Origin of the sequence: Nonomuraea sp. NPDC049504, from assembly GCF_040676845.1 — a bacterium.
Taxonomy (GTDB): domain Bacteria; phylum Actinomycetota; class Actinomycetes; order Streptosporangiales; family Streptosporangiaceae; genus Nonomuraea; species Nonomuraea salmonea.
The window spans coordinates 158368-173953 of sequence record NZ_JBFAPT010000009.1 but is presented as its reverse complement, the minus strand read 5'-3'; the positions used below and the strand labels follow the sequence as shown (position 1 = coordinate 173953).

Genomic DNA, 15586 nt, shown 5'->3' with positions numbered 1-15586 from the left:
TCCCCCTGAACCCCACCGGCGTTTCCCGGGGAGGCGTGGGTGCTCTGGAGCGGGTCAGCTGGAGAAGAGGGCCACGATGAGGACGGCGATCACCACGGCGGCCGCGGCGGCCACCGCCATCAGGACCAGCATGCCGTTGCGGTTGCCGGCCGGTTGCTTCTCCTCCGGGCCGGCGATCGCGAACAGGTCCGTGCCGAGGCCGTGGCTCTCGCTGATGCCCTGCTGCGGCCCGACCGGCTGCGGCTGGCCCGGCTGCTGGCCCGGCTGGGGCGGGGGCACCGGGTAGACCTGCTGGCCCGGTGGGTTCTTGGGCGGGGTCGGGATGCGAGTGGTGACCACCGCACCCTCGTCGCCACCCTGAGGTGGCCGGCCGCCCGCGCCCTGGTCAGGAGCCGACGGGAAGGGGCCCTTGGGGCGCGAGATGCTGACCGTCCGCTCGGGGTCGTAGTCGTCGCCCCCTCCGCCCGCACCGCCACGCGGCCCACCCTGAGGCGCGCCGGGCCCACCCTGGGCGAACCCGTGCGGCCCGGTGGGCGCCTGAGCGCTGCCCTGGGCGGTCCCGTGCGGTCCAGTGGGTGCCCGACGGCCGCTCTGGGCGGTCCCGTGCGGCCCGGTGGGAGCTTGAGGGCCGGTGGGAGCTTGAGGGCCGCTCTGGGCACCGCCGCGCGGCCCGCCTTGGGGGCTTCCTTGGGGGCCTCCGTGCGGGCCATTGCCCGGCGCGCTTCCGTAGGGCCCGCTGCCCGCGCCGCCCGGCGTGTTGCCGTGCGGGCCGTTTCCCGGCCGGCCCGGTGCCGTCCCGGGAGCGCCACCCGGGGCCGGGGAGGCGAAAGCCTGCTGCTGGCCCGGTGGGGGATAGCTGGGAGGGGTGACCTGGGGCATGGTCGGCGAGTTCGCACCCCGCGCGCCGCCCTGCGGCCCTGAAGCAGCATGCGGACCCGTGGCACCCCGAGACCCGGGAGCCCCCTGCGGGCCCGTGGGTCCGTGCGGGCCTGATCCGGAAGCACCCTGTGGGCCCGTGGCACTGTGGGGGCCTGATGCCGGGTGCGCACCCGACGCGGGGCCACGGCCGCCGGCAGCAGCGGCCGGTCGCCGGCCAGGCCCCGTGGGAGCCTGCCCGCCACCCGGGCCGCCCTGCCTACCAGGGCCACCCTGTCCACCGGCGCCTTGACCGCCGGGACCGCCTTGACCGCCGGGAGCGCCGGGCATGCCGGGGCCCTGCGCGCCCGGTCCGCCGGGGCTGACCGGCATCCCCGGGCGCTGCCCACCTGGGCCGCCCGGCCTGCCCTGGCCGCCCTGCGCACCCGGTCCTCCCGGCCTGCCCTGGCTGCCCTGGCCGCTCGGTCCGCCCTGGCCGCCCTGTGCGCCTGGGCCCTGGCCTGCTGCGCCGGGGTGTTGGGAGCCGCGTCCCTGGGGTTGGGAGGTTTTGGACTGGGGGGCGAACGGGTCGGGCAAAGCGGCCTCCTGCGCCTTAAGAGCCTCGGCCGTCAGCGCCGGCATCTCGCTCGTGGGGGTGTCGGCGACCATGCGCAGCAGGGTCTCCGCTTTGGCGGCGCCGAGGCGCTGCCGGTAGTCCTTGTTGAGCAGCCCGTTCAGCACCGGACGCAGCCGCCCCGCCTGGGTGGGCGGGTCGGCGTTCTCGGTGAGCAGCGCGGCCAGCGTCTCGGCGATCGTGGACCGCTCGTACGCGGGCCGCCCCTCGACGGCGAAGTACAGCGTCGCCCCGAGCGACCAGATGTCGGACTCGGGCCCGGTGTACTCGCCACGGGCCCGCTCGGGAGCGGTGTAGCCGGGGGAGCCGATGACCATGCCGGTCTTGGTGAGCCGCGAGTCGCCCTCGGCCTTGGCGATGCCGAAGTCGGTGAGCACGACGCGCCCGCTCTCGGTGATGAGCACGTTGGCCGGTTTGACGTCGCGGTGGGTGATGCCCTGGGCGTGCGCGGCGCGGAGGGCGCCGAGCAGGTCGACGCCGATCTCCGCGACGAGCCGCGGCGGCAGCGGCCCCTCCTCCTCGATCACCTGCTCAAGGGAGCGGGCCTCGATGAGCTCCATGATGATCCACGGGCTGTTGTCCTGGATGAGGACGTCGTGGATGGAGGCCACGGACGGATGGTTGATCCGCGAGGCGATACGTCCTTCGCGGACCATGCGCTCGCGCAGCTCGGCCCGCTGTTCCTCGGTGAGCCCGGGGTCCTGGCGGATTTCCTTGACCGCCACCTCGCGCCCGAGCGCGCGGTCGCGGGCGCGCCACACGGTTCCCATCGTGCCCCGGCCGAGCGGGGCGATGAGCTCGTAGCGCTCCGCGAGCAGGCGTGTCTGCTGTTCCGGCATGAGAAGAAGATATCGATTCTCGCTTGGGAAGTGCTTTACCCTCGCTTGCGAAGTTCTCTTGGCCAGAACCGCCGAGGAAGGAACAACTTTATCACCGTCGCTTTGAATCGGGCATAAGCGGACGGCGTGGGCCGCTGTTCGACACGCCTCCTGTGGACGCCTTCGCCGGATTTACGTTCGAGTCTGGGCGAGGGCACGGTGAACGGCGCGGCGGGCGGGTCGGCCCTGTGCATCCCCCGGTGCGAGGGCCGGCGTACGAAAGAGGGCTGTGGGTTCGACGCCGGGGGCCTGCCAGTGGCTTTACCTGCGTTTTTGGCGTCGCTTTTACGCGGCGGCAGCGGCTCCTCCGCCGAGCCGCCCGCGGCCACCCTGGCCAGCATGAGCGAGGCGCGTACGGAATCGAGCCTGGTCGCGGGGTCGATCCTGAGCAGCGCGTCGAGCACGGGCGCGAGCGGCCCCGCCTTGGTCATGGGGATCGGCTCGCCGCTGGTGAGCGCGGCCAGGGCGGCGGCGGCCGTACGCCTGCCGCTCAGGCCCCTGCCCTCGACGGCGGTGTAGAGGGTCGCGCCGAGCGACCACAGATCGCCGGCGGGGCTGGCCTTGGAGCCGAGCACCCGCTCTGGAGCGATGTATCCGGCGGAGCCCAGAACGATGCCCGCCTGGGTGATGGAGACGTCACCTTCGAGTGCGGCGAGGCCGAAGTCGGTCAGGACCGCGCGGTCCTCCGTCACCAGCACGTTGCTCGGCTTGACGTCGCGGTGCAGGATGCCCTTCGCGTGCACGGCGCGCAGCGCGCCGAGGATCTGCCGGCCGATCTCGGCCACTTTGCGGGGGTGGAGCGGTCCCTCTTCCTTGATGAGCTGCTCAAGGGACCTCGCGTGGAGCAGCTCCATCACGATCCACGGCCGGTCGTCCTCGGTGACGACGTCGAAGACGGTGATGACGGACGGGTGCGCGACCATCGCGGTGGCCCGGCCCTCGCGTTCGGTGCGCGCGCACAGCTCGGCGCGCAGCTCCTCGTCGAGAACGGTGGGCAGCCGCACCTCCTTGACCGCCACGTCACGGTCGAGCAGCTCGTCATGCGCCCGCCAAACGGTGCCCATGCCGCCACGACCAACCGGCTCAAGAAGCCGATAGCGCGCGGCGAGGAGGTAACCGGAAGGCGCACGCATGGCAGGCAGCTTACCTATTTGTGTAAACCGACCAGTAGAGGCAGGGCCGATTAATTGTTGCGAACTTAAGTCAACCCGTATGACTTGTGACGTCAGCAAACCCCCTGGTCACATGCGTGCGCCGGGGGCTCGCGGTGCTCGCGCCCCGTCTCCGGTAGCCCAGCGTACGCGATCACCTGCGGTTCGTCGCAACCCCTGCCCCGAGTGGCAGAGCGTTTTCGCAGGTCATGCGCCGTATGTGCCGATCGGCACAACATTCGGCGGATTGGTTGTGCATGATGCCTGGTAGGGGACTACCAGTAGTACGGCAGGCTGGCTGACAGGAACCACGGGGGTGCCGTCAGCGAGTTGAAAGGGTGCCGTAAGAGGACGGAGGCACGGTGAAGGCGTAGAAACCCGGCGAAGCGCCCGGCGAACTCGCGGCGAACTCACCGGAAACTGTCGGTCCCCGACGTCAGACTGAAGTCCCATCCACCGAAGACAGACCGCCGAAGGATGTGAGGGAGATGCGCCAGACGCAGGTGCGCCGCCGGCCGAGGAAGCCGGTCAAGGTGGCGCTCGACCTCCGCACTCCGTCAGGGCGCCATCTGCCCTTCTGACCACCAGCTACCAGGAGCGCCATCTGAGAGGTGCGCGATGTGCAGTCACTACCCCGTTTGCCCGAGTGCCGACTCTCCCGACCGTGAGCGGTCGCACGTGATCGCCTCCCACCCCGACCAGGGGTGGAGCCTGCTCTGCAACGGCGTCGTGCTGTTCGACGACACCGGCCTGCTGCTGCCCGACGGCACCGTCGTGGCCCCGCACCGCGCGCCGCTGGCCGCCTGAGCTCCTGACCGCCGCGCCGCCAGGGCACAGGAGCCCCAGCGGCGGCGGTGACCCGTCCGATGAGGAGCCTCAGCGGCGGCCGATGCTCAGCACGGGGCCCGTCTTGTCGGTGAAGAAGTCCTCACCCTTGTCGTCCACGACGATGAACGCGGGGAAGTCGACGACCTCGATCTTCCACACCGCCTCCATGCCGAGCTCCGGATATTCCAGCACTTCGACCTTCTTGATGCAGTCCTGCGCCAGCCGGGCCGCGGGGCCGCCGATCGAGCCGAGGTAGAAGCCGCCGTACTTCTGGCACGCCTCGGTGACCTGCTTCGAGCGGTTGCCCTTGGCCAGCATCACCATGGAGCCGCCGGCCGCCTGGAAGCGCTCGACGTAGGAGTCCATGCGCCCGGCCGTGGTCGGGCCGAACGAGCCGGAGGCGTAGCCCTCGGGGGTCTTGGCCGGTCCGGCGTAGTAGACCGCGTGGTCCTTGAGGTACTGCGGCATCTCGCCGCCGTCGTCGAGCAGCTCCGCGATCTTGGCGTGTGCGATGTCGCGGGCCACGACCAGCGGGCCGGTGAGCGACAGGCGGGTCTTGACCGGGTATTTCGACAGCTCGGCCAGGATCTCGGGCATCGGCCGGTTGAGGTCGATCTGTACGACGTCGTCGGAGAGGTGCTCGTCGGTGGTGTCGGGCAGGAAGCGGGCCGGGTCGGTCTCCAGCCGCTCCAGGAAGACGCCCTCCGGCGTGATCTTGGCCAGCGCCTGGCGGTCGGCCGAGCAGGAGACCGCGATGGCCACCGGGCAGGACGCGCCGTGGCGGGGCAGGCGGATCACGCGGACGTCGTGGCAGAAGTATTTGCCGCCGAACTGCGCGCCGATGCCCAGCTTCTGGGTCAGCTCGAACACCTTGGCCTCCATCTCCAGGTCACGGAACCCGTGGCCGGACGGCGAGCCCTCGGTGGGGATGGAGTCGAGGTAGCGGGCGCTGGCGTACTTGGCGGTCTTCAGCGCGTACTCGGCGGAGGTGCCGCCCACGACGACGGCCAGGTGGTACGGCGGGCAGGCCGCCGTGCCGAGCGACCTGATCTTCTCCTCCAGGAAGGCCATCATGCGCTTCTCGTTGAGCACGGCCTTGGTCTCCTGGTACAGGAACGACTTGTTGGCCGAGCCGCCGCCCTTGGCCATGAACAGCAGCTTGTACTCGTCGGGGTGCCCGTGGGGGTCCTCGGCGTAGAGCTCGACCTGGGCGGGCAGGTTGTCGCCGGTGTTCTTCTCCTCCCACATGGTGATCGGGGCCATCTGGGAGTAGCGCAGGTTGAGCTTGGTGTAGGCGTCGTACACGCCGCGCGAGATGTGCTCGGCGTCGCGCCCGTCGGTCAGCACGTGGCGGCCGCGCTTGCCCATGACGATGGCGGTGCCGGTGTCCTGGCACATCGGCAGCACGCCGCCGGCCGAGATGGAGGCGTTCTTCAGCAGGTCGAGGGCGACGAAGCGGTCGTTGCCGCTGGACTCGGGGTCATCGACGATCTTCCTGAGCTGGGCGAGGTGCGAGGCGCGCAGGAAGTGGGAGATGTCGTGGACGGCCGCCTCGGTCAGCAGGCGCAGCGCCTCCGGCGACACTTCGAGGAACGTACGCCCGGCCGCTTCGACCTTCCGCACCCCCTCCGAGGTGATCAGCCGGTATTCGGTGTCGTCGGCTCCAAGCGGAAGCAGGTCGGTGTAGTCGAACTCGCCCATGTCCATCCTTTCGGTCGCTCCAAGAGATTACGCGCCCTTGAAGCGGACCAGGGACCGGCTCAGGCCTCCGACGGCCGGACGGCGGGCTCGGGGCCGCCGGTGCGCGCCGCGGTCAGGCCCACCATGATGCCGATGATCACCAGCCCGGCCCCGACCAGGTCGTACGCGGTCGGCGTGGCGACGCCGAGCACCGCGCCCGTGACGATCGCCGCCACCGGGATGAGCCCGGCGAACAGCCCGGCCCTGCCGGGGCCCAGCTTGGGCAGCGAGCGGTACCACAGGAAGAACGCGATCACCGTCACCACGATCGCGAGGTAGCCGAGCCCGAGCGCCTCGGGCAGGGTGGGCGTCCGCAGCATCGCGGGGCCCTCGCTCACCCAGCCGACCAGCGCCAGCATGGGCACGGCCAGCGTCGTCGAGTACGCCGAGACCCTGATCGCCCCGAGCCTGGGCAGCAGCGGGATGGCCAGCAGCGAGAAGCTGATCTCGCCGACGAGCGCCCCGAGCGCCCACAGCAGGCTCTCGGTGGTGCCGCTGCCGAGCCCGGTGGCCAGCGTCGCGCCGGACACCACGACGGCGGCGCCGAGCAGCAGCCGGGGCGCCGGCCGGCCGCCGGCCAGCGCGAGCGCCAGCGGCACGGTGCCGAGCACGGTGCCGACCAGGGCGGGGCCTGAGGCGCGGGTGGACTCGATGACGCAGACGTTGAAGAACACCAGCCCGAGCAGCGCGAGCCCGGCCAGGCAGAGCACCTCGCGGCCGGTCATCCTGACGAACCGCAGGCCGAGCACCCGCGTGATGACGAGCAGAACGACCGCCGCGACGAGATACCTGACGGCCTGTCCGCCGTATATGGGGTAAGCGCCGATCAGTCCCGCGACTCCGGCCAGGGTTCCCACCAGGAACATGGCCGCGGCGGCGCCCAGGATGCCGTTTCTCATCATGCGAAGGATGCTAGGGAGACAATGGTTCGGGAAAACAGTCCAATTCGCCGCTGGAAGACAGGACCAATATGGCCGACCTCCATATCCGGATAGACCGCGGGAAGGGAGGCATCGCCGGGCAGATCGCGTCGGAGCTGCGCGAGTCCATCCGCGGCGGGCGGCTCGCGCCTGGCACCCGCCTGCCCGCCACCCGCGACCTCGCCACCGACCTGCAGGTCTCCAGGGGCGTGGTGGTGGAGGCGTACGAGCAACTGGTGGCCGAGGGCTTCCTGGTCTCCAGGGTCGGCGTCGGCACACAGGTGACGCCCGCGAACACCCGGCAGCGCGCCGCGCCGCCGCCCAAGCCGCAACAGGTGCGCCGCAGGACGCCGAGCACCGTCTCCTACCATGGCCATCGCCCCACTTCCCCCGACCTCAGCCACTTCCCCCGTGAACGCTGGCTGGCGGCCGTCAGGCACGTGCTGACCACCGTACCCTCGGACGCCCTCGATTATGGGGACCCCGGCGGCGTGCCTGAGCTGCGGGAAGAGCTGGCCGGCTACCTCAGGAGGGTCAGGGCGGCCGACGTGCGCCCCGAGAACCTCGTCGTCGTGGGCGGCGTCGCCCAGGGGCTGAGCCTGGCGCTGCACGTGCTCACCGGCCAGCGCCCGCTGCGGCTGGCCGTCGAGGACCCGACGAGTCACCGGCAGGTGCCGCTGCTCAGGAGGGCGGGCGCGCACGTCGTGCCGGTGCCGGTGGACGAGGAGGGCCTCGACGTGCGGCGCATCGGCGGTGACGCGGCGCTGGTGACGCCGGCGCACCAGTTCCCGACCGGGGTGGTGCTCTCGCCGCGGCGCAGGGCCGCGCTCATGGAGTGGGCGTACGCGGGGCACCGGCTGATCATCGAGGACGACTACGACGCCGAGTTCCGCTTCGACCGCGACCCCGTCGGCTGCCTGCAGGGGCTCGCGCCCGACCGGGTGATCCTGTGCGGCAGCGTGAGCAAGGCGCTCGCGCCCGGCCTGCGCCTCGGCTGGGTGGCGGCGCCGCCCGACCTGGCCGAGGGCATCCGCAGGGCGCGTGGCGAGCTGGACCTCGGCTCGCCGGTCATCGAGCAGCACGCGCTCGCGCACTTCCTGCGGACCGGCGGCTACGACCGGCACCTGCGGCGGATGCGCAGGGAGTATCGCCGCCGTCGTGACGCGCTGGTGGGCGCGCTGGCCGCGGAGCTGCCCGCCGTACGGGTGCGCGGCATCGAGGCCGGGCTGCACGTCTACCTGGAGCTGCCCGCCGGGTGGGACGAGCCGCGTACGGTGCGGGCCGCCCAGGAGCTGGGCCTGTCGGTCGAGCCGGTCGGTCCGATGCGGGAGTCCGCGGGGCCGCCGGCCGTGGTCATGGGGTTCGCCCGGCTGCCCGTGCACAAGGCAGAGGAGGCCGTACGAGGCTTGAAGGTCAGAATGTCTGGACAAATCTTGACTGGAGAGGGTAGGCGGGCCTAGAACGAGAATCTGATCCCATAAGCAGGGAGGCGTCATGCGGGTGGGATTGCTGGGTCTGGGCCGGATCGGCGCCTTCCACGCCGCCACCCTCGCCGCGCACCCGCTGGTGGACGAGCTGATCGTGGCCGACCCCGTGCGCACATCCCCGTACGGCAGGCCGGGCGACCCCTTCGAGGCGGACGCCGTCGTCATCGCCACGCCGACCGGCACCCACGCCGAGCTGATCGTCGCGGCCTGCGAGCGCGGCATCCCGGCCTTCTGCGAGAAACCGGTGGCGGGCACGGTCACCGAGACCGTCAAGGTGCTGGAGGCGCGCGGGGACAACCGGGTGCAGATCGGGTTCCAGCGGCGGTTCGACCCCGGTTACGTGGCCGCCGCCGCGGCGCTGCGCGCCGGCGAGCTGGGGGAGCTGCACCGCGTCCACATGGTGACGGCCGACCCCGCGCCGCCGCCCGCCGACTTCCTGCCGATGTCGGGCGGGATCTTCCGCGACTGCCACATCCACGACTTCGACATCCTGCGCTGGGTCACCGGCCGGGAGGTGGCGTCGGTGTACGCGCGCGGCGCCAACCGCGGCGCCGCCTTCTTCGCCGAGGCCGGCGACGTGGACAACAGCGCCGCGCTGCTCACCCTCGACGACGGCACGCTCGCCACGCTGCAGGGCTCGCGCTACAACGGCGGCGGGTACGACGTGCGCATGGAGCTGGCCGGCACCCGGCGCACGCAGGCCGTCGGGCTGGGCCCGCGCGCCCCGCTGCACTCGGCCGAGCAGCCCGCGAGCGGCGCCGAGCCGTGGCCCGACTTCGTCACCCGCTTCGAGGCCGCCTACCGCGCCGAGATCGACGCCTTCCTCACCGGCGACCACAGCCCCTGCTCGGTCGAGGACGCCCTGGAGGCCCTGTACGTCGCCGAAGCCGCCGACCTCTCGCTCCGCGAAGGCCGCCAGGTGGAGGTGGCGGAGGTCCGCCGCTGACGCGGCCGGGACGCAGCCGGCCGAAACGGCAGGCGGTGGGCGGTGGGCGGCGTTCGTCAGGTGGTGGCCGGGGTGCGCTTGGGCTCGAAGCCGGGCGCCAGGGCGATGATCGCCGCCGCCAGCACCAGCGGCGCGGCGAACGCCACCCGCATGTCCACGGCGTCCGCGATCCCGCCCACGAGCGCCGCGCCCACGATGAACCCGACGTAGTTGAAGAGGTTCACCCGGGCGATGGCGACGCCGGTGCCCGCCGGGTCGAGCCGCCCGGCCGCCGAGAACGACTGCGGCGCCACCACCGACAGCCCCACCCCGGTCAGGCCGAACGCGACGATGCCGAGCGGCTGGTTGGGCGCCAGCACGACGCCGAGGAACCCGATCGTGGCGATCACCCCGCCGATCCTGACGATGGCGGCGGGCCCGTAGCGGCGCACGGCCAGGTCGCCGGCGAGGCGGACGGCCAGCGTGGTCGCCTGGTAGGCGACGTAGGCCAGCGGGATCACCCGGGGGCCGGCCTCCAGCACATCCTTCATGAACACGGTGTTGAAGTTGGAGACGGCCGCGTCGCCGACGTACAGGAAGCCCATGGCCAGGCAGAGCGGGATGATCGGCCGCCAGGGGAAGCGGCCGGCGACCGTCTCCGCGGGCGTCTCCACCTTCTCCTCGGCGGGGCCGCACAGGTGCCGCCCCGCGTACAGCGAGCCGGCCAGCGCGAACACCATGGGCGCGCCCATGACGACCGGCAGCGGCAGGTCGGCCGCCGCCGACGCCCACAGCGCGCCGAGCATGCTGAGCACGCTCCACACGCAGTGGAAGCCGTTGAGCACCTGTATGCCGTACCGGCGCTCGACCGCCACGCCCTGCATGTTCATGCCCGCGTCCACCGCGCCCACGGCCACTCCGAACAGCAGCAGCACCGGCACCAGCAGCGGCACGTTCGGGGCGAGCCCGGCCAGGACCACGGCGGCGGCCACGGCCGGCTGCGCGACGCGCAGCAGCAGCCTGCTGCCCCGGCGGGCGGCGAACGCTCCGGCCGCCACGCTGCCCGCGCCCGCGAACACGGGCACGATGAGCAGCAGCAACGTCAGGCTGCCCTCGTCGAGGCCGTGCTTGGACTGCAGGTTCGCGACCTGGATGAGCAGCGAGGCGAAGGACAGGCCCTGGACGCCGTAGACGACGTACGTGGCGACGCGGGCCTGGCGATCACGTGAGGACGGCACGGCGGCCTCCTGGTGGGGGGAGTCAAACGTGAGGCTGAGTCAGGTTAGCGGCTGCCCCGGCCCACCACCAGCACGAGATCGGCACGTTTACGTCGAGGTCTCCACCGCCACGCCGCCCGGCCGCTCCCGCTCCCGTACGTCGATCCGCCCCGCCGCCGCCCACACCCCGAGCGCCAGCAGCGCCGCCACCTCCGTCACGGCCAGACCCCGCTCCACCAGCCCCAACGGCATGACGCGATACCACGGCAGCCCCTCGGCGGACGCGATGACCATCATCGTGCCGATGCCCGCCACCCACAGCAGCGAGCACACCCCGAACCCGAACGCCACCAAGGTCGCCCGCGACCGCTGCCGGTGCCACGGCCTGGCGATCAGCAGCGCGGCCAGCGGCAGGCAGAGGAAGGCCACGAAGCTGCCCACCCGATGGATGCTGCCGCTCATGCTCGGCCCCACCGACCAGTCGTGCTTCTCGAACCAGGCCGTCACGAACAACCCCAGGCTCCACCCCATCAGCGCGATCGTGCCGAGCACCCCGGCCAGCTTCTTCCTGGCCAGCGACACGCCGATGGCCAGCGACCCCGCCGCCAATAAGCCCACCCCGAGGCCGAAGACCCAGCCGCCGGGCCCCAGCCCGTGCTCGCTGATGGTCCGGCGGAACGGATCCATCTCGTCCAGGCTGGAGAGCTCCAAGCCGATGATCACCGCTATGCCGGCGCCTGCCGCGCCGAGTCCCCACCGCGCCGGTCGATGCACGTACGCCTCCCTTTAAGCGGATCAACGGCCGTACGGACGCCTGGATTCCGCGTAATCGGCGGAGAAAACGGGACACGCGCGGCACGCCGCCGTTCGCCGGGATCCTCGGACACCTCACCACCGAGAGCGAGCGAATCCGCCGACCGCCGGATATCGTCGGAGATGTGAACGAACGCGCGGGCTCGTGGTTGCCGAAGCTGCAGGAAGTCGGGGAGCGACTGGCCGAGGAGTGGGTCTCCGCCCGCCGGCCGCAGCCATCGGGCGGCGACGTGCCGCAGCCGCACGAGCTGCGCGCCTCCGACGCCGACCGCGAACGCATCGCCCAGGTGCTCCAGGACGCCCACGCCGACGGCCGGCTCATGCTCGACGAGCTCGAAGAGCGGCTCGGCGTGCTCTACTCAGCCCGCACGCTCGGCGAACTGGCCGAGCTCACCACCGACCTGCTGCCGCCCGACCAGCAGCCGCTCAACCTCGACGGACGGCCCGTCTCCGCGATCTTCAAGCAGGAGAAGCGCGGCGGGCGCTGGGTGGTGCCCGCCGAGCTGGCCGTGACCGCCATGTTCGGCACCACCAAGCTCGACTTCCGCGACGCCATCCTGCAGAACCGCCGGATCATCATCAACGCCACCCTCGTCTTCGGCGGGCTGGAGATCCACGTGCCCGAGGGGCTCGAGGTGATCAGGGTGGCGAAGGACAAGACCGTCCGCCTGACCAAGCAGCCCACCGAGCCGGGCGCGCCGGTCGTCGAGGTGCGCACCACGAACTTCGCGGGCGAGGTCAAGGTCAAGGAGCCGCCGCGCCGCAAGCGCCGCCGCTGAGCTCTCTTCTGACGATCAGCCCGCGGTGTCGAAGTTGATCGCGCTGTACGCCCGTAGCTTCCACAGCTGGTGCTCGCTCTCGATCTTCCTGATCGTGCCCGACCGCCCGCGCATCACCAGCGACTGCGTGACCGCCGAGCCGGCGCGGAACCGTACGCCCTGCATCAGCTCACCCTGCGTGATGCCCGTCGCCGCGAAGAACACGTCGTCGGACTTCACCAGGTCGTTCGTGGTGAGCACCTGGCTCAGGTCGTGGCCCGCGTCCACGGCGCGGGAGCGCTCGGCGTCGTCGCGCGGCCACAGCTTGCCCTGGATGACGCCGCCCAGGCACTTGAGCGCGCACGCCGCCACGATGCCCTCGGGCGTGCCGCCGATGCCCAGCATCAGGTCGATGCCGGTGCCCTGGCGGGCCGCCATGATCGCGCCGGCCACGTCGCCGTCGGTGATGAACTTGATCCGCGCGCCCGTCTCCCTGATCTCCTTGACCAGCCGCTCGTGGCGCGGCCGGTCCAGCACGACCACGGTCACGTCGGAGGGCGAGCAGTGCTTGGCCCTCGCCACCGCGTCGATGTTGACCGCGACCGGGGCCTCGATGTCCACCACGTCGGCCGCCTCAGGGCCGGTGACCAGCTTCTCCATGTAGAAGACGGCCGACGGGTCGTACATCGAGCCGCGCTCGCTCACCGCGATCACCGACACCGCGTCGGGCATGCCGAGCGCGGTCAGCCGGGTGCCGTCGATCGGGTCGACCGCCACGTCGCAGTCGGGACCGCTGCCGTCGCCCACCTGTTCGCCGTTGTAGAGCATCGGCGCGTGGTCCTTCTCGCCCTCGCCGATGACGACCACGCCGTTCATGGAGACCGTGCTGATGAGCTGGCGCATGGCGTTGACGGCGGCGCCGTCCGCGCCGTTCTTGTCGCCGCGGCCGACCCACCGGGCCGCCGCCATCGCGGCCGCCTCCGTGACACGGACGAGTTCCAGCGCCAGGTTGCGATCAGGGGCGTGCTCGCTGGTGGCGAGCGCCGGCGGCACGGAAGTCTGGTCGGACATGATGGCTGGCCTCCTCGTGGGACGTCTCCCTCGATCGTAGTTGCCGGTCTATTCCCGGTCGGAGGGGGATAATCTGCAAATGGTGCGTGGATTTTGTGCCATACGCTGTGCGCGCCGGGGATCGCGCCTCCAACATGGTGCGTGGCGCCCCCGCCGTGGAGGAGATCCCTGATGAGCGAAGTGGACAGCGACGTCGACGGCGACGTCCCCGCCGGCGCGAGCAGCGACGGGGCCGTCGTCACCCAGCCGCGTACGTCCGAGCGCGGCGCGGCCACCCGCAGCTCACTGCTCGCCGCCGCCCGCGAGGTCTTCGTCTCCAAGGGGTTCGCCGAGGCCGGCGTGACCGACGTGGTCGCTCGGGCTGAGGCCAGCGTCGGCAGCCTCTACCACCACTTCTCCGGCAAGGCCGACCTCTACCTCACGCTGTGGGAGGAGTTCCAGGCCCGGCAGACCCAGCGCACCAAGGAGGCCGCCCGCGCGGCCCGCGCCGCCGGTGAGAGCGACCCCATGGGGGTGTTCGTGCGTGCCGCGCGCGCGTACCTCGACGGGTGCCTTGAGGAACGCGAACTGGCCGCGCTGTTCCTGCGCGGTGACGGGCCGCCCGGGTTCGACGTCATCATGCGCGACCGGCTCCGTACGTGGGCGCAGCGCAACGCCGCGCTCTTCGAGGACGACCGCGCCCTCGTCGTGGTGATCACCGGCGCGCTCGCCGCGGCCGTCTCCGAGATCGTCCTCACCGACAACCGGGCCCTGGCCGAGGACGTTCTCGCCATCATCGGCGGCATCCGCCCGGCCGCTTCTGCGACCGGCCGCTCCAACGGGTAACCTCGCCAAGTGTGCGACGGTTCACCCAAGGTCTCTACGGCTACGCGGTAGCCCTCTTCGTCTGCCTCGCGGGGGCCGGGCTGTTCCTGCTGGTCACCCCGCAAAGCCGCGATGAGCACATTCCGCGCCTCGACTACTCCATCACCGTCGCCAACTTCGGCCACGGCGTGCCGTACGGTGTGTGGGCGCCGCAGCAGGACCCGCCCGGGTGGGTCCCCAACAGCAACAGGATCGCCGACGGCGAGAACGGCGCCAAGGTCCTCTACCTCGGCTACGCCACCGCCAAGCGCGAGCACGCGATGTTCGCGCAGAGCGACGAGCAGCCCGCCGCCGGGTTCGCCAGCCGCATGGCCAACAGCGACAAGGCCGTCGGCACCCAGCAGATCGGCGGCGTCGCCTGGGAGCAGCGCTTCCGCGAGGACAAGAACCAGCGCTCGCTCGTCCGCGTCCTGCCCGACGTCACGCTCGTCGTCACCGGCACCGCCGACTGGCCCGAACTCGCCGATCTCGCCGGCCGCCTCCAGCAGCGGCCGAAAGGCTGAGCACGGGCGCCGGCGCGTCTAGGCTGGACGGCGTGGCAGACGAGAAGGCGCCCGCGGGCGAGAAGACACTCTCCTACGAGCAGGCCCGCGAAGAGCTCACCGAGGTGGTGCGGCGGCTGGAGACCGGCGGGCTGACGCTGGAGCAGTCGATCGAGCTGTGGGAGCGGGGGGAGAAGCTGGCGGCCGTCTGCGAGGAGTGGCTGCAGGGCGCCCGCGTCAAACTCGCCGCCGCCATGGCCCGCCGCACCGACCCCAGCACATCCGACGACACCCCCTTCTGACCCCCGACTCCCGAGCCACTGGCCTCGGCCTCCGGCTCCCGCCCGCCTTCCGGCTCCGGGTTTCCGGCTCCGCGTTTCCGGCCAACGGCCGCTGGCCCCGCCTATGGCCGTCGGGCCCCTTGGCCCTTGGCCCCCGCCTATGGCCGTCGGGGCCCCTGGCCCCCTGCCCCCACCCATGGCCCTCGGGCCCTTGGCCCCTGGCCTTCGGCTGCGGGCCCGGTGCCGGGCCTCTCGTCCGAGCCTCCGTTTTCAGGCGGCGGTGCGGGTGAGGGCTATGACCGGGATGCGGCGGGTGGTCTTCTTTTCGTACTCGGCGAAGCCCGGGGCCTGCTCCACCATGCGGGCGTAGAGGCGGTCGCGTTCCTCGTCGCCCACGAAGTCCGCCTTGGTCACGAAGGTCTCCTTGCCCACCTCGATGGTGGCCTCCGGGGTGGCGCGGAGGTTGTGGTACCAGGCGGGGTTGTTGTCGGCGCCGCCGTTGGAGGCGATGACGACGTAGCGGTCGCCGTCCGCCAGATACACCACGGGCGTGGTGACGTCCCTGCCGCTCTTGGCGCCCTTGGTGGTGAGCAGCAGCAGCGGCTGGCCCTCGAACATGCCACCGACCCGGCCCTCGTTGGCCCGGAACTCCTCGATGACCTTCGCGTTGAAGTCGTTCACG

At 71.8% G+C, this 15586-nt stretch carries 15 protein-coding genes; 7 read left to right on the top strand and 8 right to left on the bottom strand.

Translation table 11 applies throughout. The features are described from left to right. Positions 1-54 precede the first annotated feature (54 nt). On the bottom strand, positions 55-2328 hold the full coding sequence (locus AB0K28_RS19215; protein ID WP_364371520.1) for a protein kinase: 2274 nt from the start codon (positions 2326-2328) through the stop codon (positions 55-57). Positions 2329-2363: 35 nt separating this feature from the next. Continuing rightward, a complete protein-coding gene (locus AB0K28_RS19210; RefSeq protein ID WP_364371517.1) occupies positions 2364-3500 on the bottom strand; it encodes a serine/threonine-protein kinase in 1137 nt (378 codons plus the stop codon). Between the two features lie 636 nt (positions 3501-4136). Here AB0K28_RS19210 and AB0K28_RS19205 point away from each other — a divergent pair. Continuing rightward, positions 4137-4325 carry a DUF5999 family protein gene (locus AB0K28_RS19205; RefSeq protein WP_345390070.1) on the top strand — a complete coding sequence of 63 codons (189 nt, stop codon included), beginning with the start codon at positions 4137-4139 and terminating at the stop codon, positions 4323-4325. 69 nt (positions 4326-4394) lie between these two features. Here the strand turns inward: AB0K28_RS19205 and AB0K28_RS19200 are convergent, their stop codons facing one another. Next, positions 4395-6047 (bottom strand): fumarate hydratase, encoded by a 1653-nt coding sequence (locus AB0K28_RS19200; RefSeq protein WP_364371514.1) that lies wholly within the window; start codon positions 6045-6047, stop codon positions 4395-4397. A gap of 59 nt (positions 6048-6106) precedes the next feature. Further along, positions 6107-6988, bottom strand: a complete 882-nt coding sequence (locus AB0K28_RS19195) for a DMT family transporter (RefSeq protein WP_364371511.1) — start codon at positions 6986-6988, stop codon at positions 6107-6109. Positions 6989-7056: 68 nt separating this feature from the next. Here AB0K28_RS19195 and AB0K28_RS19190 point away from each other — a divergent pair, with 68 nt between their 5' ends. Both AB0K28_RS19190 and AB0K28_RS19185 read left to right on the top strand, forming a co-directional pair. Further along, on the top strand, positions 7057-8466 hold the full coding sequence (locus AB0K28_RS19190) for a PLP-dependent aminotransferase family protein (RefSeq protein ID WP_345390064.1): 1410 nt from the start codon (positions 7057-7059) through the stop codon (positions 8464-8466). A gap of 34 nt (positions 8467-8500) precedes the next feature. After that, the gene (locus AB0K28_RS19185) at positions 8501-9439 is read left to right on the top strand and encodes a Gfo/Idh/MocA family oxidoreductase (RefSeq protein WP_345390060.1); all 939 of its coding nucleotides are present in this window, start codon (positions 8501-8503) and stop codon (positions 9437-9439) included. 56 nt (positions 9440-9495) lie between these two features. Here AB0K28_RS19185 and AB0K28_RS19180 read toward each other — a convergent pair whose 3' ends face one another. Together AB0K28_RS19180 and AB0K28_RS19175 are read right to left on the bottom strand one after the other, a co-directional pair. Then, positions 9496-10656 (bottom strand): MFS transporter, encoded by a 1161-nt coding sequence (locus tag AB0K28_RS19180; protein WP_345390057.1) that lies wholly within the window; start codon positions 10654-10656, stop codon positions 9496-9498. Between the two features lie 87 nt (positions 10657-10743). Then, positions 10744-11409 carry a DUF998 domain-containing protein gene (locus AB0K28_RS19175; protein ID WP_345390054.1) on the bottom strand — a complete coding sequence of 222 codons (666 nt, stop codon included), beginning with the start codon at positions 11407-11409 and terminating at the stop codon, positions 10744-10746. Between the two features lie 164 nt (positions 11410-11573). Between AB0K28_RS19175 and AB0K28_RS19170 the strand changes: the two genes are divergently transcribed. Then, positions 11574-12227: a DUF1707 domain-containing protein gene (locus AB0K28_RS19170; RefSeq protein WP_345390051.1), complete on the top strand. Its 654-nt coding sequence runs from the start codon at positions 11574-11576 to the stop codon at positions 12225-12227. Between the two features lie 15 nt (positions 12228-12242). Here the strand turns inward: AB0K28_RS19170 and glpX are convergent, their stop codons facing one another. Further along, positions 12243-13277, bottom strand: coding sequence for a class II fructose-bisphosphatase (gene glpX / locus AB0K28_RS19165; protein WP_345390048.1), 1035 nt, complete (start codon positions 13275-13277; stop codon positions 12243-12245). 171 nt (positions 13278-13448) lie between these two features. On the opposite strand from glpX, the gene AB0K28_RS19160 reads away from it, so the two are divergent. From AB0K28_RS19160 to AB0K28_RS19150, 3 genes are read left to right on the top strand one after another with little or no spacing between them, the layout of a single operon-like run. Beyond that, positions 13449-14102, top strand: coding sequence for a TetR/AcrR family transcriptional regulator (locus tag AB0K28_RS19160; protein ID WP_364371504.1), 654 nt, complete (start codon positions 13449-13451; stop codon positions 14100-14102). A gap of 11 nt (positions 14103-14113) precedes the next feature. After that, on the top strand, positions 14114-14644 hold the full coding sequence (locus tag AB0K28_RS19155; RefSeq protein WP_364371501.1) for a DUF4245 domain-containing protein: 531 nt from the start codon (positions 14114-14116) through the stop codon (positions 14642-14644). Positions 14645-14676: 32 nt separating this feature from the next. After that, entirely contained in the window at positions 14677-14925 is a 249-nt protein-coding gene (locus AB0K28_RS19150) for an exodeoxyribonuclease VII small subunit (RefSeq protein WP_364371498.1), read from the top strand. A gap of 249 nt (positions 14926-15174) precedes the next feature. Here the strand turns inward: AB0K28_RS19150 and AB0K28_RS19145 are convergent, their stop codons facing one another. Next, on the bottom strand, positions 15175-15585 hold the full coding sequence (locus AB0K28_RS19145; protein WP_364371495.1) for a nitroreductase family deazaflavin-dependent oxidoreductase: 411 nt from the start codon (positions 15583-15585) through the stop codon (positions 15175-15177). Between the last annotated feature and the right edge of the window lies 1 nt (position 15586).